At 67.5% G+C, this 18367-nt stretch carries 17 protein-coding genes; 4 read left to right on the forward strand and 13 right to left on the reverse strand.

Going from position 1 to position 18367, the window contains the following annotated elements:
• Positions 1-680: 680 nt before the first annotated feature.
• On the reverse strand, positions 681-1562 hold the full coding sequence (locus AC2ITM_RS18785; RefSeq protein ID WP_486469950.1) for a LysR family transcriptional regulator: 882 nt from the start codon (positions 1560-1562) through the stop codon (positions 681-683).
• A gap of 111 nt (positions 1563-1673) precedes the next feature.
• On the opposite strand from AC2ITM_RS18785, the gene AC2ITM_RS18790 reads away from it, so the two are divergent.
• Complete coding sequence (locus AC2ITM_RS18790) at positions 1674-2738, forward strand: alkene reductase (protein ID WP_486469951.1); 1065 nt, start codon at positions 1674-1676, stop codon at positions 2736-2738.
• 657 nt (positions 2739-3395) lie between these two features.
• Here AC2ITM_RS18790 and AC2ITM_RS18795 read toward each other — a convergent pair.
• The 8 genes from AC2ITM_RS18795 to AC2ITM_RS18830 are packed head-to-tail and all read right to left on the reverse strand — an operon-like array spanning position 3396 to position 9673.
• Positions 3396-4301, reverse strand: coding sequence for a DMT family transporter (locus AC2ITM_RS18795; protein ID WP_486469952.1), 906 nt, complete (start codon positions 4299-4301; stop codon positions 3396-3398).
• Positions 4302-4323: 22 nt separating this feature from the next.
• Entirely contained in the window at positions 4324-5097 is a 774-nt protein-coding gene (locus tag AC2ITM_RS18800) for an SDR family oxidoreductase (protein ID WP_486469953.1), read from the reverse strand.
• Positions 5098-5124: 27 nt separating this feature from the next.
• Positions 5125-5883, reverse strand: a complete 759-nt coding sequence (locus tag AC2ITM_RS18805) for a LamB/YcsF family protein (protein ID WP_486469954.1) — start codon at positions 5881-5883, stop codon at positions 5125-5127.
• On the reverse strand, positions 5880-6287 hold the full coding sequence (locus tag AC2ITM_RS18810; protein WP_486469955.1) for a biotin/lipoyl-containing protein: 408 nt from the start codon (positions 6285-6287) through the stop codon (positions 5880-5882). The genes AC2ITM_RS18805 and AC2ITM_RS18810 overlap by 4 nt, the downstream gene beginning before the upstream one ends.
• Entirely contained in the window at positions 6284-7258 is a 975-nt protein-coding gene (locus AC2ITM_RS18815; RefSeq protein ID WP_486469956.1) for a 5-oxoprolinase subunit C family protein, read from the reverse strand. Before AC2ITM_RS18815 ends, AC2ITM_RS18810 begins: the two co-directional genes overlap by 4 nt.
• Positions 7255-7905, reverse strand: a complete 651-nt coding sequence (pxpB, locus tag AC2ITM_RS18820) for a 5-oxoprolinase subunit PxpB (protein WP_486469957.1) — start codon at positions 7903-7905, stop codon at positions 7255-7257. Before pxpB ends, AC2ITM_RS18815 begins: the two co-directional genes overlap by 4 nt.
• Positions 7902-9251: an acetyl-CoA carboxylase biotin carboxylase subunit gene (gene accC / locus AC2ITM_RS18825; RefSeq protein ID WP_486469958.1), complete on the reverse strand. Its 1350-nt coding sequence runs from the start codon at positions 9249-9251 to the stop codon at positions 7902-7904. The genes pxpB and accC overlap by 4 nt, the downstream gene beginning before the upstream one ends.
• Before the next feature lie 2 nt (positions 9252-9253).
• Positions 9254-9673 (reverse strand): acetyl-CoA carboxylase biotin carboxyl carrier protein, encoded by a 420-nt coding sequence (locus AC2ITM_RS18830; protein WP_486469959.1) that lies wholly within the window; start codon positions 9671-9673, stop codon positions 9254-9256.
• Positions 9674-9877: 204 nt separating this feature from the next.
• Here AC2ITM_RS18830 and AC2ITM_RS18835 point away from each other — a divergent pair, with 204 nt between their 5' ends.
• On the forward strand, positions 9878-11083 hold the full coding sequence (locus AC2ITM_RS18835; RefSeq protein ID WP_486469960.1) for an aspartate transaminase: 1206 nt from the start codon (positions 9878-9880) through the stop codon (positions 11081-11083).
• A gap of 70 nt (positions 11084-11153) precedes the next feature.
• Here the strand turns inward: AC2ITM_RS18835 and AC2ITM_RS18840 are convergent, their stop codons facing one another.
• The 3 genes from AC2ITM_RS18840 to AC2ITM_RS18850 are packed head-to-tail and all read right to left on the reverse strand — an operon-like array spanning position 11154 to position 14077.
• On the reverse strand, positions 11154-12458 hold the full coding sequence (locus tag AC2ITM_RS18840) for a TRAP transporter large permease (RefSeq protein WP_486469961.1): 1305 nt from the start codon (positions 12456-12458) through the stop codon (positions 11154-11156).
• A 40-nt stretch (positions 12459-12498) separates the two neighbouring features.
• Positions 12499-13086: a TRAP transporter small permease subunit gene (locus AC2ITM_RS18845; RefSeq protein WP_486469962.1), complete on the reverse strand. Its 588-nt coding sequence runs from the start codon at positions 13084-13086 to the stop codon at positions 12499-12501.
• Between the two features lies 1 nt (position 13087).
• Positions 13088-14077, reverse strand: a complete 990-nt coding sequence (locus tag AC2ITM_RS18850; RefSeq protein WP_486469963.1) for a TRAP transporter substrate-binding protein — start codon at positions 14075-14077, stop codon at positions 13088-13090.
• A 220-nt stretch (positions 14078-14297) separates the two neighbouring features.
• Between AC2ITM_RS18850 and AC2ITM_RS18855 the strand changes: the two genes are divergently transcribed.
• Positions 14298-15194: a LysR substrate-binding domain-containing protein gene (locus AC2ITM_RS18855; RefSeq protein WP_486469964.1), complete on the forward strand. Its 897-nt coding sequence runs from the start codon at positions 14298-14300 to the stop codon at positions 15192-15194.
• A gap of 380 nt (positions 15195-15574) precedes the next feature.
• Here the strand turns inward: AC2ITM_RS18855 and AC2ITM_RS18860 are convergent, their stop codons facing one another.
• Positions 15575-16624: a GMC oxidoreductase gene (locus AC2ITM_RS18860; protein ID WP_486470050.1), complete on the reverse strand. Its 1050-nt coding sequence runs from the start codon at positions 16622-16624 to the stop codon at positions 15575-15577.
• A 34-nt stretch (positions 16625-16658) separates the two neighbouring features.
• Here AC2ITM_RS18860 and AC2ITM_RS18865 point away from each other — a divergent pair, with 34 nt between their 5' ends.
• Positions 16659-17591, forward strand: a complete 933-nt coding sequence (locus AC2ITM_RS18865) for an IS5 family transposase (RefSeq protein WP_486469965.1) — start codon at positions 16659-16661, stop codon at positions 17589-17591.
• Positions 17592-18367 lie beyond the last annotated feature (776 nt).

Here is an 18367-nt window from a genome sequence, read left to right on the forward strand (position 1 = left end):
AGGCGTGGGGTCTGCCGCCTGCAATCGGCGCGGGGTGATCGCCAGCCGGTTTGGCGAAACGCTCCGAGGGCTCTGGCAGGCGACGCCTGCGCGGCGGCCCCGGGACTGGAGAGCCTTGCGCGTCGCCCTGTTCCGGCAGGGCGCCTAAGGCCAGCGGTTCGCCGCTGCAGTGCACCCTGACCGGGACCTGGCCGCTGTCGGCCTGTCGAGGCCGCATGTCCGGCAGATCAGTCAGGGGCGTTGCGGATCGGGCACCGGCAATGGTCGGCCGCCCGCAGGACGGGCCGCGACGTCCAGCCCGGGCCAAGACAGGGCCAGGCCATGCGCCTTGCCGCGCGCCAGCAACAGCGGCCCCCTCACGACGGGAGAGAGGCCTTCGGGGCCATCTGGCGGCGGCGCAGGGGGGCGATCCGCTGCCGGAAACGCGCGACACGCCCGGTCCCTGGCCGCAGGGCCATGCCCGGTGACATCCTCGTCGATATGCAGCTCAGGGCGCGCGCATGGCCCTGGCCTGCTGGCGACTGCCCTTGCCCGTCGGCGCGGCAGCCCCCAAGCCGTGGGCAGGACCCGGATCGCCCGCGCGCTGTGGTGCAGGCAGGCCGGTTTCTGGTCGTTCGGGTCGGCCGCTGCCGGAGGCGCGGGGCAAAGCCCATCAGGGGATCCGTGCAACAGCGCCAGGTTCAGCTGGTTTGGTTGTCGCGAAAATATTCCACGATGGCCTCGGTGAAGGCGCGCAGCTTGGGGTTGGGCACATGCGTGGGCGGATGCAGCACCCAGGCGCCAAGGGGCCCCTCCGGCAGTCTGCCCCAACTGACCAGCCGGCCGGCCGCGACGTCGCGATGCGCCAGCCACTCGGGCAGGATCCCCGCACCGGCCCCGGCGACCACGGCCTCGTAGACCATCATCATGGACGAGCAGCGCAAGACCTCGCGTGGGCGCAGCCGGATTTCCTTTCCGCCCTGCATGGCGATCCATTCCACCTGTCCGCTGACGGCAGACAACACCACGGCATCGACGTCGCTGTCCTGTTGGCTGGGGCATGTCATGGCGGGGGCTGCCGCCAGTTTCCCCCGGGTCCGCAGAAAGCATTTCCCGACCAGGCCGGTGTCCGGCGCGGGGTTGGCGCGGATGACCAGGTCATAGCCGTCGCGGACCGGGTCGATGAAACGGTCGTCGATGTCGATTTCCAGCGTGACCGCCGGGTAGCGTCGCAGGAAGCTGGCCGCGAAATCGGCAATCCCGAAACGCGCCAGCAGCGCGGGCACCGAGACCCGCAGATGGCCACGCACCTTCCCGTCGCGGGCACTGACTTCGGCCCCGGCCTCGGCCAGACCGGCCAGCAGCGGTGCCGAGCGGTCGAACAGGGTCCGTCCCGCTTCGGTCAGAACCATGCCGCGGCTGCTGCGCTCTAGCAAGATGGCGCCCAGCCCGGCCTCCAGCTCGCGGAGGCGCCGCGACAGGGTGGCCTTTGGCACCCCGGTATCCTTGGCGGCCACGTTCAGCCCGCCAAGCCGGGCCACGGCGACAAAAAGCGACAGCGCTTCAAGGTTCATCTGTTTCATCTACGGACCACCGTGTTTCATTTCACGGGCTATCAAAGATCCATATGGAACACTTAATTCGGTTCCAAGGACAGCGCCCCTTCGGGCGCTCCAAGGCAAAGGAAAAGTCTCATGACCGATATCTGGACCCCCGTCACCCTGGGTGCCGTTGCGCTGAAGAACCGGCTGGCCATGGTCCCGATGACCCGTTCACGCGCCGAACCCGATGGCACGCCCGGTCCGCTGGCCGCCCGGTATTATGCACAGCGTGCCGGTCTGGGCCTGCTGATCGCGGAAGGCACGCAGCCCTCGGACGAGGGGCAGGGCTATATCTTCACCCCGGGCATCTACACCGATGCCCATGTCGCCGGCTGGCGCGCGGTCAGCGATGCCGTACACGCGGCCGGGTCGCGGCTGTTCATCCAGCTGATGCATGTCGGGCGGACGTCGCATCCCGACAATGTCAACGGGGCGCAGGCTGTGGCGCCTTCGGCCATCGCGCCGGCCGACCAGATCTTTACCGCAGGCAGGCTGAAACCGGTGCCCCGTCCCCGCGCCCTGGCCACGGCCGAGATCGCCCGCGTCGTGGACGATTTCCGCTTTGCCGCCCGCCGCGCCATCGAAGCTGGCGCCGACGGGGTCGAGATCCACGGTGCCAATGGCTATCTGATCCAGCAGTTCCTGGCGCCGAACGCCAATATCCGCACCGATGCCTATGGCGGCCCGATCGAGAACCGCGCCCGCTTTGCCATCGAGGTGGCCCGTGCCGTGGCCCAGGAGATCGGCGCCGAGCGCACCGGCATCCGCCTGTCGCCGGGGGCGACGCTGGGTGGTCTGGACGAAGGCCCCGAGGGCCCGGACCTCTATCGCTACCTCGTCAAGGAGCTGAACGGCCTTGGGCTGGCCTATGTCCACCTCATGCACATCGGCAACGAAGCCCTGCTGCGGGACCTGCACGCGCTCTGGAACCAGGTGCTGATCCTGAACCGGCCGGGCCGGGCCCTGTCCGATGTGGGCAGCGATGTGGCAGCGGGGCTTGCGGATGTTGAATCCTATGGGCAATTCGTGCTGGCCAACCCGGATTTCCCGGCACGGCTCAGGGCTGGTGCCGCCCTGAACGCGGCTGATCGCGCCAGCTATTTCGGTGGCGGTGCCGCTGGCTATACCGATTATCCGGCACTGGACGAGGCGCCGTGACGCGCCCCGTCACACCGGGCCGCAGGGGGCGGGATCGGGGTTCCGCATCCCGTCCTGGCCCGACCCGCAGCATCGGTGCGAACGGGCGGACAGACCGGTCCCGCATGTCCCCTGCGGTTCCATCGGGGCGTATCCTCATCCGCATCACTGGATCCTGCCCATGTCTGCCGCGGGCGGGTTGCCGTGCGCCATGGAAAGGGACAGCGAGGAGGCCCCCAAGACCCGCCTGATGCGGACGCCTGCAGGGCGCGGCTTCCGCCAGGCAGACAGGCTGCCGGGCCACGACATGGCGATCCTGCCGGTGCCGGGCATGGAGGGAAATCGGGCATGGACGGAAATGCCAAAGGTCGGCGGCCCTGCGGGCTGGCACGGATCCTGCCCGCCGGCGCCCCCCGCAGCAAGTCCTTCGGCGTCGTGGCGGCGGGGGCAAAGCTGCGTGATGGCGGCAGCCCGACCGTGCCTTCCACTGCTTCAGGGAGATTGCGCCGTATCCGCACGGGCCTGTTCGGGCCAGAGAGTGGCGCCCGCAGCCGGAGTGACCGGCAGCCGCTGTCTGGGGCGCAGAAGCCGCCTGCCGCCTGCCGACGTTCCGGCCCCCATCGTGCGAAACGCCGGGCGTTTCTGCCCGGCGGGTCGATGCGGCGTTGCGATGGGGCCTCAGGTCGCCCCCTGCGCCGCCCGTCTCAGTCTGGTCTCGCGCCAGAGTGTGAACATGCCGGAGGCGGCAACGATCACCGCACCGATCAGGGTCCAAAGATCAGGAACAGTGGCAAAGGCCGCCATCCCCACCAGCACCGACCAGATCATCGTGACATATTCGAACGGCGCCAGCAGCGAGGCATGGGCCTCGCGCAGGGCAAGCGTCAGCAGCAGCTGGTTCAGCCCGCCAAACAGCCCGCATCCGGTCAGCAGCAGGAACTGCGTCATGTCCGGCATCTTCCAGCCGAAGACGCAGGTCGCCCCGCCGATCACCGTTGTCAGCACGGCGAACCAGAAGACGATGGCGCCCGGCGTTTCCGTGCCCGTCATGTGGCGGATCTGGATCAGCGACAGCGCCGAGCACGCCGCCGCCGCCAGCGCCGCCCCCGCACCCAGCACGAAGCCCCGGGCGTCACCGGCGGTGTCGCCGCCGCTCATCAGACCCGGCAGCAGCATCACCAGCACGCCCAGCAGGCCGATGGCCACAGCGCTCCAGCGATAGAGGCGCACGGTTTCCCCCAGAAGGGTCGCGGCGAAGATCACCGTGAAAAGCGGCACGCTGTAGCTGAAGGCGGTGGCCTGGGCCAATGGCAGGAAGGCCAGCGCCAGATAGTTGAAGAACATGCCCCCCGTGCCCGACAGGCCGCGCCCGAAATGGCCGATCAGGGATGTCGTGCGCGTCACCTCGCGCAGCCGTCCCTTCAGCGTGTACCAGATCACCAGCGGCAGCAGCGCATAGATCGAACGGAAGAAGACGACCTCTCCGGTCGGGATGGCGCCATGCAGGCCGCGCACGCAGGCCCACATGGCGACCGTCGACAGGGTGGCGGCGATTTTCAGGCTGATGCCGCGTTTCACGCTCATCTCAGGGCCTCCCTGCGCGGGCTCACTTGTTGCCGGTCAGGATGACCTCGTCACCCACGCGCTTGGCGGTGCGCAGGCCGCCGGGCACCTGCAGGGTGGGCAGAAGCTCGATCAGGTTGATGTTGACGTAATGCGGGGTGCCGACGGCATATTCCACCGCATCGGCGATGTCGGACACCTGCGGCATCTCGAAGCCCTCGAAATACTTGCGCCTGGCCTCGGCGGGGTCGATCTTTTCGACGCGGGCGAAGATGTCGGTTTCCACCCGGCCGGGGCTGATCTCGGTCACGCGGACGCGGCGGCCGAAGGCATCGACGCGCAGCTGGCGCGAGACGGTGTGCATGGCCGACTTGGTGGCGTGATAGGCGATGTGGCCGCCGAATTCGTAATGCCCCGCCATCGAGGTGATGTTGACGATATGGCCACGGTCACGGTCCATCATGCCGGGCAGGATCAGCCGGCACAGGTGCAGGGCGGCGCGCAGGTTGACGTCGATCTGTTCGTCGATGGCGAAGGCGTCGGATTGCAGCAGGCTGCCGGGGCGCGACACGCCGGCGTTGTTGACCAGCACGTCGATCTGCAGCCCCGAGACCAGCGCGGTGACGGCCTGCAGATCGGTCACGTCGATCACGTGGGGCACGATGCCGGGGGTCTGGGCCAGCTCTTGCAGGGCGGCGGCGTTGCGTGCCAGGGCGTGGACCGTCAGGCCCTTGCTGGCCAGACGTTCGGCAATGCCCCGGCCCATGCCGCCGGAAGCGCCGGTGACCAGCGCGGAGGAATAATCGGAAAAGGCCATCGGTTGGGTCCTGTCTTGAATGTGGGCTCAGCCAGAGATCGGCTGAAGGGTGATGCCGCGGGCCAGCAGGCCGCCGCGGATCAGGCGCGCCATGTCGACGGCGCCGGGGGTGTCGGAATGCAGCAGGATCGAGTCAACGGGCATCGCGATTTCGGTCCCCTCGGTGGTGTCGATCCGGGCGGTCTCGATGACGCGGATGACGCGGGCCAGCACGGCCTCGGGGTCCTTGATCAGCGCGCCGGGCGTGCCGCGCGGGGCCAGCTGGCCGTCGGCGGTATAGCCGCGATCAGCCAGGAACAGGCGCACGCAATGGCCGCCCATGCCGGCCGCGGCCTGTTCCAGCGCCGATCCGGGCAGCACCAGAAAGGCGATCTCGGGGTCGAAATCCAGCGTGGCACGGGCGACGGCGGCGGCGATCTCGGGCTCGGCCGAGGCCAGGTTGCCCAGGGCGCCATGGGGGTTCATGTGGGTGATGCGATGGCCTGCGCGCCCCGCCAGCGCCGACAGGGCGCCGATCTGGTAGAGGATATGGGCCTCAAGTTCCGGCAGGGCCATGTCCATCTTGCGGCGGCCAAAGCCCATGCGGTCGGGAAAGCTGACATGGGCGCCCAGGTCGACGCCGTGATCGCGGGCCAGCCGGATGGTGCGGTCCATGATGACCGGATCGCCCGCATGATACCCGCAGGCCACGTTGGCCGAGGTGATCAGCGGCATCAGCGTTTCGTCTTCGGCAATGCGGTAGGGGCCGAAGCCCTCGCCCAGATCCGAGTTCAGGTCGATCCTCATGCGCAGGTCTCCAGCAGGAACAGGGGGTCGCCGTGGCCTGTGATGCGGCCGTCTTCGGGCAGGGTGCCGGTGATGCGGCCGGCGGCAGGGCTGGTCACGGCCATGCGCAGCGCATCAAGCGCGACATAGCCCAGGATGTCATCCGCGCCGACCTGATCGCCTTCGGTCAGCGGCGTCAGGCCGTCGCCCGCGCCGCGGGGGACGAAGCGGCCAAGGCCGGGGCTGAGGGCGGCGACGGGGGCGGGGGGCGCGACGGGGGGCGCGGCGGGGGGCGCGGCGGGTGCCGCTTCTGGCGAGAGCTTCAGCACCAGCGCATCGGGACCGGTGGTCAGGGACAGATCCGTGACGCCGGTCTGCCGCATGGCGGCGACCAGCAGGTCCAGCTCGGGTTGGGTCGGGGTCATGACCAGCGGGTCTCCAGCAGGGTAAGGGCGGCGATCTGCGTGGCCCAATTGGCCAGCAGGGCGGTGTCTTCGGCCATGGCGCGGGCCGCTTCGGCCAGATCGACCTGGCGGAAGCGGACCTTGTCGCCGGGGCGGCAGCAGGCAATGCGCCAAAGATCGGGTTCGATGACGGCGGCGATCTTGGGATAGCCGCCCATGGTGGCGCTGTCGGCCAGCTGGATGATCGGCTGGCCGCCATTGGGCACCTGCACGATCCCCGGCACGATCCCATGCGAACGCAGTTCCGCCGAGGAGGTCCGCTCCAGCATCGCACCCTCCAGCCGGAAGCCCTGGCGGTTGCTTTGCGTGGTCACCGCATAGGGGGTGGACCAGAAATCGCGGCGTGCGGCGTCAGAGAATTCGCCCAGTTCGGTCGCGGGCAGGGCACGCAGCCATACGGCTCCGTCTGCATCGCGGTCCGGGTCCGGCATTGCCAGGCCAAGGCCACCTTTCGGCAGGTGCGGCTGGGGGCCGAGGGCCGAAAGGCGGTCGCCCGGGGCCAGCACGCGGCCCTGGTGGCCGCCGAAATGCTCTCGCAGCTGGGTCGAGCGCGACCCCAGCACCAACGGCACGTCGATGCCACCGGGCAGGGCCAGCATGACGCCGCCCCCTTCGCGCTGCGGGCCCAGGGTCAGCTCGGCCCCGGCGGGGGCATGGCCGGCCCAGCAGCGCGGCAAGGGATGTCCGTCCAGATGCGCATCGCAGGCGGCGCCGCACAGGGCAAAGGCGGTGGGGGCCACAAAGCGCAGGCGGGCGGGCGTCAGCGGGATTTCCAGCGTGGCGGCCTCGGGCGGGTTGCCCAGCAGCAGGTTCGCCACCTGATGGGCGCGCAGGTTCATCGCCCCGGCGCGGCCCAGGCCCTGCGACCAGTAGCCATCGCGGCCCGCATCCTGAACGCTGGCCAGCGGCGGCAGCATCACGACCTCGATCATGCGATCACCTCTACCGGGTTGAAGCGGATGCGATCCCCGGGACGCAACAGCGCAGGCGGCTGGCGGAAGGGATCAAAGAAGGACACATCGCCATGGCCGATGGTGTTCCAGCCGCTGGGGCCCATCGAGGCCGACATGCCGGTCTGAAGCCCCGCAACCGAAAGCGATCCGGCCGGCAGGCGCGGCAGTGGCACGGCACGGCGCGGGGTCGCCAGACGTGGGTCCAGCCCCCCCAGATAGCAATAGCCCGCGTGGCTGCCGACGGCGAAGACGGTATAGGTGACGGCGGAATGCAGCCCGACCACGGTGTCGATGTCCAGCCCGGTCATCCGGGCCACATCGGCCAGATGCGGACCGCCTTCGCCACCATAGGTGGTGTCGATCTCCAGCAGCCGGCCCTCGGCGGGGCGCGACATGCCACTGTCCCACAGGGCATCCAGACGCTGCCGAATGGGCCCGAGCGCCTCGGGCACCTGATCCAGCAGCAGGGTCAGGTTGGTCATGCCGGGGATGGCTTCGCGCAGGCCGGGCCAGTGGCCCGCCGCGTCGGCCATCGCCCAGAAGCGCTGCTGATGGTTCAGATCGAAGGGGCAGTCACGCTCATAGAGGACGGCGCGACTGCCGATCAGCGTCAGACGGCCGGTCATGCCTTTGCCCTTTCGGCCAACAGCCCCTCTAGATGGTGGATGCTGACGCCCCCGGCGCGAAAGCCCGGGTCCTCGATCAGCTGGCGGTGCAGGGCGATGTTGGTATGCGGCCCTTCGACCGTCATTTCCGCCAGCGCCGCACGCATCCGGTCCAGCGCCTCGTCCCTTGTCGCGCCATGGGCGATGACCTTGCCGATCATGGAATCGTACTGGGCGGGGATGACCTCGCCGCTGGTGATATGGGTGTCGACGCGCAGGCCGGGGCCGCCGGGAAGATGCAGCCGGGTGATGCGGCCGGGGCTGGGGACGAACGTGTCGGGATGTTCGGCATTGATGCGGCATTCGACGGCATGGCCCAGGCTTTGCACCTGCGCCTGATCCAGCGGCAGGGCGGCGCCGCGCGCCACCTCGATCTGCAGTGCCACAATATCGAGGCCGCTGACCATCTCGGTGACGGGATGTTCGACCTGGATGCGGGTGTTCATCTCGATGAAGAAAAAACGCCCGTCTTCATAGAGGAATTCGAAGGTGCCCGCGCCGACATAGCCGATCTCGACACAGGCAGCGGCGCAGCGGTCGCCGATGGCGGCGATCTGGGCGGGGTCGATGCCGGGGGCGGGGGCCTCTTCGATCAGCTTCTGGTGACGGCGCTGCATGGAACAGTCGCGCGCGCCCAGCCACAGCGCCTTTCCATGGCTGTCGGCGATCACCTGAATCTCCACATGGCGCGGACGTTGCAGGTACTTTTCCATGTAGACATCGGGGTTGCCGAAGAAACGCCCGGATTCCTGACGGGTCAGCATCGCGGCCTGTGCCAGTTCGCTGGCCTCGTGCACCACGCGCATTCCGCGCCCGCCGCCCCCGCCCGAAGCCTTCAGGATCACCGGATAGCCGATCTGTTCGGCCAGAGCCGCCTGGGCAGCGGGGTCTTCGGGCAGCACGCCTTCGGAACCGGGCACGCAGGGCACCCCGGCGGCGATCATGCTGCACTTGGCCGACACCTTGTCACCCATCCGCCGCATCACGGGCGCCGAAGGGCCGATCAGGGTCAGGCCCGCTTCGGCCACGGCCTGCGCGAAATCCGGATTTTCCGACAGAAAGCCATAGCCGGGATGGATCATCGTCGCGCCGGTCAGCCGGGCGGCGGCGATCAGGGCGGGAATGTTCAGATAGCTGGCCTGGGCGGCGGCGGGACCGATGCAGATCGACCCATCCGCCAGCGACAGCCAGGCCGCACCTCGGTCGGCTTCGGAATGGGCGGCGATCACGCGCAGGCCCAGGCGGCGACAGGCGCGGATGATGCGCAGGGCGATCTCGCCCCGGTTGGCGACAAGAACAGTGTCCATGATCAGGCCTCCAGTCTCAGGATCGGGGCGCCGGCGTCGATGCTTGCGCCATCCGCCACCAGGATTTCCGCGACGCGGCCGTCGGTTTCGGCGGGGACCTGGGTCATCACCTTCATCGCCTCGAGGATGCAGATGGTCTGACCTGGGGCGATGGTATCGCCGACGGCGACGAAGGGTGTCGCGCCGGGTTCCGGGGACAGGTGGCACAGCCCCGACAGGGGGGCGGTCGCGACCCGGGCGGCGGGTTGCGTGGGGGCCGGGGCTGCGGCAGGCATGGGGCCCAAGATCGGGTCCAAGACCGCGGCAGGGGCGCCACGCACCAGTCGCAGGCTTTGATCGCCATCGGTCCGGGAGAATTCGGCAAGGCCATGGTCAGCCATCCAGCGCATCTGCGCGATCAGCTCATCGACAGTGATCGACATGGGGCAAGCAGGTCCTGTTGAGAGTAATTTTCCTTTGAAATCAGATTACCACCGCGTTCCGGGAATGATGTCAGTGTCAATTGCAATGGCTCGGGCGGGGCCATTGCAATCGCCTATGACCACAGACCAAGTTGCGACAACCCGGGCCCTGCGGCGGGCGGTAGACTGCGACAGCCCTTTCCCCTGAAGTCATGCGAGGACACCTTGACTACGCTGAAAATTGCCCGCCGCGTCACCGACATCCGGATCTCGCCCAGCCTGGCCGCGTCGCAGAAGGCGCGCGACCTGAAGGCCGCCGGACGCAGCATTACCGACCTGACCGTGGGCGAGCCCGATTTCGACACGCCCGAAGCCGTCTGCGAGGCCGGGATTGCCGCGATCCGCGCCGGCCAGACCCGCTATACGCCGGTGAACGGCACGCCCGAGCTGCGGCGCGCCATCATCGCCGATTACGCCACGCGGGGGCTGAGCGCGACCATGGACACGATCAGCATCGGCGGCGGTGCCAAGCAGATCCTGTTCCTGGCGCTGATGGCCACCATCGACGTAGGCGATGAGGTGATCGTGCCCGCGCCCTACTGGGTCAGCTACCCGGATATGGTGATCTGCAACGGCGGCACGCCCGTGATCGTCGATTGCCCGGCCGAGCAGGGCTTCAAGCTGACGCCCGAGGCGTTGGAGGCCGCGATCACCCCGGCGACCCGCTGGCTGATCCTGAACAGCCCCTCGAATCCGACCGGCGCCGCCTATACCCGCGCCGAACTGCAGGCGCTTGGTGCGGTGCTGGAACGCCACCCCCATGTCTGGCTGCTGTGCGATGAAATCTACGACCGCATCTGGTTCGCCGACTTCGCCCCCGTCAGCATCGCCGCCGCCGTGCCCGCCCTGGCCGGGCGCGCCCTGGTGGTGAACGGCGTGTCGAAATCCCACGCGATGACCGGCTGGCGTCTGGGCTATGCGGTGGGGCCGAAGGTGCTGACCGATGCGATCAACAAGCTGCAGGGGCAGATGTCGTCCTGCCCGTCCTCGATCACCCAGGCGGCGGCCATTGTCGCGCTGACCGGCCCGCGGGCGGATGTCGATCGGATGGTGGCGATCTACCGCGAACGTCACGACTATGTGGTGGCCCGGCTGAACGCCATTCCCGGCCTGTCCTGCCGCCCGGCGGATGGCGCCTTCTACCTGTTCCCGAACTGTGCGGGCGTCATCGGCAAGACGACCCCCGGCGGCAAGGTGCTGAAGACGGACGAGGATTTCGTGCTCTACCTGATGGAGGACGTGGGCGTGGTGGCGCTGCAGGGCTCGGCCTACGGGCTGTCGCCGTATTTCCGGATCTCGTTCTCGACCTCGATCGAGGTGCTGACCGAGGCCTGCGACCGCATCCAGACCGCCTGCGCCGCGCTGGTCTGATCCCGCTTTCCTGAAACGCCAAAGGCGCGACCCGCAAGGGCCGCGCCTTTTTCCTGTCCGAAGGGGGGCCTTAGCCCAGCAGCAGGTTCGGCAGCACCGAAACGATCTGCGGGAAGACCGCCAGCAGGATCACGAAGGCGATCATGATCAGCAGGAAGGGGAAGGTGACGCGGGCGATGTAGCCGGTGCTGTGGCCGGTGATGTTCTGGATCACCGCAAAGTTGAAGGCCACCGGCGGGGTGATCTGGGCCATCTCGACCACCAGAACCATGAAGATGCCGAACCAGACCTTGTCGAAACCGGCGGCCTCGACCAGCGGCAGCACCACCGGCAGGGTGGTCGCGATCATGGAAAACCCTTCCAGCGCCGTGCCCATGATCAGATAAAGCGCGATCAGCGCCACGATCAGCGCCAGCGGCGGCAGGTGCCATGCGGTGACGGCATCGGCGACGGCCGCCGGGATCCCCAGGGTCGAACAGATCGTCCCCATGATCGAGGCGCCGACGATGATGATCCCCATGACCGAGCAGGTCTGCACCGCGCCGAACATCACGTCGCGCAGCATCCGCAGGCTGAGCGCCCCCTGGAAGAGCGTGACCAGGAAGGCGCCGACCACGCCCAGGGCTGCCGCTTCGGACGGGGTCGCCAGACCGCCGTACATCGAACCCAGCACGCACAGGATCAGGAACAGCGCCGGGGCCAGATCCTTCAGCGCGGCGATGCGCTGGCCGAAGGGGATGTGGCGCAGGGCGCGTTCGCTTTCGGGCACCAGTTCCGGTTTCAGGGTGGTGCGGATCATGATGTAGGCGCCAAAGACCGAGGCCAGCAGGATGCCCGGCAGGAAACCGGCGGTGAACAGGCGCAGCACCGATTCATTGGCCAGCACGCCATACATGATCATCACCGTCGAGGGCGGGATCAGAAAGCCCAGCGTGCCGGCCCCGGCCAGCGATCCGACGGCGATCTCGGGGGAATAGCCGCGTGCGGTCAGCTCTTTCAGGGTCATGCGCCCGACGACCTGGGTGGTGGCGGCGGAAGACCCGGAAATTGCCGCGAAGATCGAGCAGCCGATGATGTTGACATGCAGCAGCCGGCCCGGGATCAGGCCCGCCCAGGGGGCAAGGCCGGTGAACAGCGCCGCCGACAGGCGGGTGCGGAACAGGAATTCGCCCATCAGGATGAACAGCGGCAGCGCCAGCAGGTCGGCGGTGGTCAGCGTGTTGTAGAGGTATTGCGGGAACAGCCGGTCCACCGGCAGGCCGGTGAACATCATCGCCAGCCCGATCGCCGTCGCCAGCAGCGAGATGCCGATCCAGCTGCCGGTGGCCAGTGTTCCGAAAAGAAGCCCGAAGAGCCCCGTCAAGATCGCGCCCATGATATGTCCTTAAGTCTGGAAGCGTCGGCCCCGGGGCCGGTCATTCGATGGCAGTTGCGGCACCCAGTTCGGGCTTGTCGAGCGGCAGGCCCGCAATCCCCGAGATCAGCCGGGCGACCATCTGGAAGGCCAGCAGCAGCATCCCGAACGACAGCACGGCCTGGGGAATCCAGACCGGCGTGCCACTGTCCTGGGAAACCTCTCCGTAGCCGTGGTTGCGCAAGGTGAAGCGGATCAGCCAGATCGTCAGCGACACGGTGACGACACTGCCCAGGGCTGCGGCGAACAGCTCCAGCAGGCGGGCCAGGCCGCGTCCGACGTTCGACAGCACGATCTCGACCCGCAGTTGCAGGCCCGCCCGCAGCGTCAGCCCCGATCCCAGCAGGAAGGCCGCGCCCATCAGGTAGGCGCTGTATTCCCAGCCGATCCCGGTGCTGGAGGGCACCGAGGGCAGCACCCGGCTGATTGCGGCAAGAAGGGTATCCGTCAGCACCAGCAGCGTCAGCGCGGCAATGCAGATGGCGGCAAGCCATCCCCCCGCCATTGCCGCCAGGTCGGCCGCCCCCTGAAGGACGGCCGCCACGCCGCGAAGCCCGGACCTGCGTCCCATGTCTTCGCTGAAGGTCATGTTACTTGCTTTCCTCTGCCTTGCGGAAGGCCGCGACGATGGGTTCGGCCTGGGGCGTGCGCTTGAAGAAATCGGCCTGCACGGTCTTGGCGCGCTCGGCGATCTCGGCCTTCAGGCTGTCCGACAGCGGCACCAGTTCCATGCCGTGTTCGGTCATGGTCTTCAGGCTGTCCACATCCCCCTGACGCGAGATGTCCCAGAACTTGGGCTCCAGATCGGCCGCGACCTTCTCGATGGCGGCCTGGTCCTCGGGCGACAGCTTTTTCCACTTGTCGAGGCTGATGGTGACCGCGTTCGAGCCCCAGGTGTGGTTGGTCGGGTAGATGTAGTGCAGGAATTCCCAGAACTTGCCGTCCACGCCCGAGGTGGCCGAGGTCGCCACGCCCTCGACCCGGCCCGAAGCCAGCGCCGGCAGCAGTTCGCCCCAGGGCATGATCACGCCGTCCATGCCGATGGCGGTGATGATCTCGACGGTGTTCTTGTCGGCGCCGCGCACCTTGATGCCGCGGAAGTCGTCGATCTTGTCGATCTTCTTCTTCAGGTAGACGTATTGCGCGGGCGAGGGCACCATGTAGAGGATCTTCTGGTTGTACTTCGCCGCCAGCTTGTCCAGCTCGGGGCGCAGGACCTTGTGATAGGCGCGCAGCTGATCCATCGAGGTGATCAGGAAGGGCACGCCTTCGGCGCCGAACATCGGGTTCAGGCCGACCTGCTGCGACAGGTTGATGTCGGCCATGTCGACCAGCCCGTCGCGCACTGCGGTCATCTGATCGGGCCCCTTGAAGCCCAGCGAGCCGGCCGCATAGACCTTGATCGTGACATCGCCATGGGTCGCCTTGTCGACGGCTTCGGCGAAGGTCTGGGCGTTGGAGACCATGAAATTGCTCTCGGGCAGGACGTCCGACAGGTTCAGCTGCGTGCCGGCCTGTGCCGAAGCGCCAAGGCCTGCGGCCAGCGCAGAGCCGAGAAGAAGGTTCCGAATGATCGACATACAAGTCTCCCGGTTGTCGGAGAAACGGATCCCGCACCGCCGACGGCAGTGGATTTTCCGGGATGCAGCTCTCGCGGTTCTGGTTTATGCCCTCAGGCTAAATGGTCAAATCCGTGGCGCAAAAGACGACTTCCATCTGATATGATTGCATTTTGTTATGCGTTTTCAAAAAGATGGTAAATCTTCCAAAAGCGGCGCAAAGAGGTTAAAAAGCAGGCAGATGGATACCCGGAGGCTTCAGGCTTTTGCGAAGGTCATTGACATTGGCAGCATCACGCGGGCGGCCAGCCTTCTCAACATCGCCCAGCCCGCCCTCAGCCAGCAGATCGCGGCGCTGGAACAGCATTTCGGCAAGCCGCTGCTGGTGCGCTCGAAGCGCGGCGTCGTGCCGACCGAGGCGGGGCGGATGCTGTACCGCCACTGCCTGACGATCCAGAAGCAGCTGGACCAGGCCCTGCTGGAGGTCCGCGGCGCCGGAGAGGACCTGGCGGGCGTCGTCACGGTGGCGCTGGCGCCGCTGGGGCTGGGCGCGGCGCTGGCGCCGGCGCTGCTGAGCGAGGTCCGCCGCTGCCATCCCGGCATCGTGCTGCATATCAACGAAAGCGTCGGCGGCGGCAGCATCAGCGAACAGATCATGGCGGGCAAGACCGACATGGCGCTGATCTTCAATCCCGGCGCCATTCCCGGCACCCAGCTGGAGCCCTTCTTCAGCGAGGATCTGCATCTGCTGACCGCCCGTCCGATGGCGGCCGAGGACGCCGAGGTGACGCTGGAGCAGGCGATTTCGGGGCCGCTGGTGCTGCCGGGGCGCATTCACACGCTGCGGCAGGTCGTGGATACGGCGCTCGGGCGGCTGGGGTTGCATCCTGATGTCGTGGCGCAGACGGAATCCCCCTCGGTGCTGGCGGGGGCGCTGGCGCAGGGGCTGGGGGGCACGATCCTGCCGCGTTCGGCGACCCTGCCGTTTCTGCGCCGGATGCCCGAGCTTGCCTCTTACCGGATCCGCAAGCCGGTGATGGCGGTGCATATGGCGATCTGCACCTCGGCCAACCTGCCGCTGTCAGAACCCGCAGAAGCCGTCCGCAAGCTGCTGACCGAGCTGAGTTTCAAGGAATAGGCTGGCTGCTGAAAACCGGTTTGCACCAGCTGCGCGAGGCAGGCCTCACCCCGGGTGGGCGCCTTTGGATCAGGCCGTCCCGGGCCCGGCAGGGCGATGCCGGGACGGGATCCTGCGGCGGCGTTCCCGGCCGCCGAAATCCCGGTCCTTGTCGCCGGGCACCGCCGTCGGCGGCAGGTCGCGGCGCGGGGGATGGGCGGCCTGTCGGCACGCCCTCACCGGTGCCGCCCAAGTCCCGGCCGTTTGCATGGCCATGACCGCCAGCACGTCTGGGCGCTGGCGGTGCGACGCGGCTTTTCGGGAGCGGGCCGGGCCGTGCAGGCCGCGGAGCGGGACCTTTCCGTGGCCCTGAACCGGCGCCCCCCGACACCCGGTGCCTTTCAGAGCGCGCCCGCGTCCAGGTCGTCGGCCAGGGCCGAGCAGGCGCGCAGGGTCATCGCCATGATGGTCAGCGTGGTGCCCGAGGTGCCTCCGGTGGGGAAGGCAGAGGCGTCGGTGACCAGAAGGTTGGGCACATCCCAGCTGCGGTTCCGGGAATCCAGCACGGATGTGGCAGGATCCTCGCCCATGCGGACGCCGCCGCTTTCATGGATTGCGCCGCCCATGGTCATGGATTTCTTGAAGAACTTTCGGAAGATGAAGCGGCTGACCGGATCGGCATCCGGATAGGCGCCGCGGCCGAATTCCTCAAGACCCAGAGGTGAGCCGACCCATTCGGTGGCAAAGCCCGCCTCTTCGACCATCTTGCGGATTTCGACGGTGGCCGCGCCCAGCAGCTTGCGTTCGTTGTCGCCGATGTGGCAGCGGATATGCGGCACGGGCAGGCCCCAGTGATCGCGGCGGCGGGGGGCCAGGGTGACGCGGTTGTCGGCATTGGGCAGCAATTCGCAAAAGCCCATGATCGCGACCTGCGAGGCCTTGCCCGGACGGACATAAAGCCGCCCTGCGGTACCCTGAAAGCCGTAGCCGCGCAGGAAGGGTTCATCCTGACCGCCGACGTTCTGCCAGCGGGGAATGAACGTGCCCCCGGTGCGGCCGTAGAACGGATCCGCGGGCCAGGTGGGATCGTCTTCCTGACCGGTGGATCCGGGCGCGCTGGCGAAGATCAGCAACGGCACCTGGTCCATGAAGTAGCGTCCCAGGACCCCGCTGCTGTTGGCCAGCCCGTTGGGATGCCGGTCACTGGCCGAGTTCAGCATCAGCCGCACGGTTTCGATGGGCGAGCAGCACAGCACGACGGCACGGGCGGTGACGGTGCGGGAGGCGCGGCTTTTGGCATCCAGGACCTCGACGCCGGTGGCGCGGGTGCCGCTGGCATCGGTCAGGACGCGCCGGACGATGGACTCGGTCAGGGTCGTCAGCCGGCCTGTCGATTGCGCCGCCAGCAGCGGCTGGGGGGGCGTTGTTGCAGAACTCAGCCGGTGAAGGATTCACATCGGGAATCCATGCGGTTAGACGCGCTGCATGAGCAAGCCCAAGCCCGCCCGCTACCACACGACAAACTGGTCTACCTACAACGATGCGCTCAGGAAGCGCGGGTCACTGCTGATCTGGCTGAACAAGGAGATGGCCTGGCACGCGCCGCATGAGGGACGCCCAGGGCGCCCGCCAGTTTTCTCGGATGCCGCGATCCAGTTCTGCCTGTCGATCAAGGTGCTGTTCAAACTGCCGCTCAGACAGACAGCCGGGATGGTCGCGAGCCTCCTGCGGCTCGCAGGACTGGACTGGCCCATTCCCGACTACTCGACGCTGTGCCGTAGGCAGAAGACCCTCAAGGTGCAGATCCCCTATCGTCGTGCCGACGGGCCGCTGAATCTGCTGGTGGACAGCACCGGCATCAAGTTTCTTGGCGACGGCGAATGGCAGGCCCGCAAGCATGGTGTTCAGGGTCGTCGCCAATGGCGCAAGGTGCATCTGGCAATGGACACTACCACTTCGGATATCCGGGCCGTTGAGTTCACCCCCAGCCGGGAAGGCGACAGCCCCATCCTGCCAGACCTGTTGGGCCAGATCCCCGAGGACGAGGACATCGGCACCGTGACTGCGGATGGCGCCTACGATACCCGCCGATGTCACAGCGCCATCATCGCACGCGGCGGCTCGGCAATCATACCGATCCGAAGGAACGGTCGGGCTTGGAAAGAGGACTGCCCGGCTGCCAAGGCGCGCAACGAACCCCTGCGCGCCACACGTCACTACGGCCGGGCGTTCTGGAAACGGTGGACCGGATACCACGCTCGCAGCCGCGTGGAGGCCAAGATGCGCTGCATCAAGTCCTTCGGCGAGCGCATCGCTGCAAGGGACCCCGATCGCCAAACCGCCGAAATCCACATCCGCGTCGCTCTTATCAATCGCTTCAACGCGCTCGGCACCGCCGAGGTTGTTCGCGTGGCCTGAGCCTGAACGGGAAAGGGGCACTCACGCCTCAGGCCGCCTTTCTGCAACAACGCCCAAAGGGCCCGGACAAGGCCCGCCTGCTGGGTCCGTTCTGGAGGGTCCCCAAAATACCAGCCATGATCTGGCCGACCGCCGCCTTGCTTCTCAAGTAAAGTTACATAAGACAGATTAGCGAAATTTTTACGATGTTTCGCCCGGCGAGATCCGCCGAGGGAATGCCAGATCCCGACCGGCAGATCGGGCGTCGCCTATTGAAGAACCTGACCTGAGTTGCAGGACCTCGCGGTCTGGGCGCGCTGCCTTACCGGATTCCGACAATTGCCAACCCCGCAGCTGGCGCCTCGGGTGCGCTGGATCCGAAAACGGCTTTGGGGAAGCGTTTGTCGGCCAATGCCCGGGGCGCGTTGCCGCCACCTTGTCGGTATCATTACCGTCGAAATCCAGTCCTTCGGTGCAGGGTCGGACACGCCTTGCCGCCGGGCCCCGAAGAGCCCTCTTTTGGCTCGCGGATGGCGAGTGGATAGCGCAGGCTGTCCTTCATGCCCGCCTTTCGTCGTCGACTTTCGAAGGGACGAGGTCGAAGGACCCGCGCGCCTGCCACCCCATGGTCCAGCCCTGGACGATCCCGATCAGCCAGGAGCGTCCGCCCTTCGCCGTGCAACATTTGATGCGGTCGTTCGTCGTCATACGCATCGCCCCGGCCCTATATGCCACATGAACGCAAATTCAGTGGGCCGACGTCTGACCAAATGTCGCCTGGTCCATTTCCTTCGGAA

This window comes from Pseudooceanicola sp. NS-SX9 (assembly GCF_057380705.1).

Coding starts and splice junctions, on each gene's coding strand:
- AC2ITM_RS18785 (WP_486469950.1), bottom strand. CDS start 1,562: ATGAAACAGATGAACCTTGAAGCGCTGTCGCTTTTTGTCGCCGTGGCC.
- AC2ITM_RS18790 (WP_486469951.1), top strand. CDS start 1,674: ATGACCGATATCTGGACCCCCGTCACCCTGGGTGCCGTTGCGCTGAAG.
- AC2ITM_RS18795 (WP_486469952.1), bottom strand. CDS start 4,301: ATGAGCGTGAAACGCGGCATCAGCCTGAAAATCGCCGCCACCCTGTCG.
- AC2ITM_RS18800 (WP_486469953.1), bottom strand. CDS start 5,097: ATGGCCTTTTCCGATTATTCCTCCGCGCTGGTCACCGGCGCTTCCGGC.
- AC2ITM_RS18805 (WP_486469954.1), bottom strand. CDS start 5,883: ATGAGGATCGACCTGAACTCGGATCTGGGCGAGGGCTTCGGCCCCTAC.
- AC2ITM_RS18810 (WP_486469955.1), bottom strand. CDS start 6,287: ATGACCCCGACCCAACCCGAGCTGGACCTGCTGGTCGCCGCCATGCGG.
- AC2ITM_RS18815 (WP_486469956.1), bottom strand. CDS start 7,258: ATGATCGAGGTCGTGATGCTGCCGCCGCTGGCCAGCGTTCAGGATGCG.
- pxpB (WP_486469957.1), bottom strand. CDS start 7,905: ATGACCGGCCGTCTGACGCTGATCGGCAGTCGCGCCGTCCTCTATGAG.
- accC (WP_486469958.1), bottom strand. CDS start 9,251: ATGGACACTGTTCTTGTCGCCAACCGGGGCGAGATCGCCCTGCGCATC.
- AC2ITM_RS18830 (WP_486469959.1), bottom strand. CDS start 9,673: ATGTCGATCACTGTCGATGAGCTGATCGCGCAGATGCGCTGGATGGCT.
- AC2ITM_RS18840 (WP_486469961.1), bottom strand. CDS start 12,458: ATGGGCGCGATCTTGACGGGGCTCTTCGGGCTTCTTTTCGGAACACTG.
- AC2ITM_RS18845 (WP_486469962.1), bottom strand. CDS start 13,086: ATGACCTTCAGCGAAGACATGGGACGCAGGTCCGGGCTTCGCGGCGTG.
- AC2ITM_RS18850 (WP_486469963.1), bottom strand. CDS start 14,077: ATGTCGATCATTCGGAACCTTCTTCTCGGCTCTGCGCTGGCCGCAGGC.
- AC2ITM_RS18855 (WP_486469964.1), top strand. CDS start 14,298: ATGGATACCCGGAGGCTTCAGGCTTTTGCGAAGGTCATTGACATTGGC.
- AC2ITM_RS18865 (WP_486469965.1), top strand. CDS start 16,659: ATGAGCAAGCCCAAGCCCGCCCGCTACCACACGACAAACTGGTCTACC.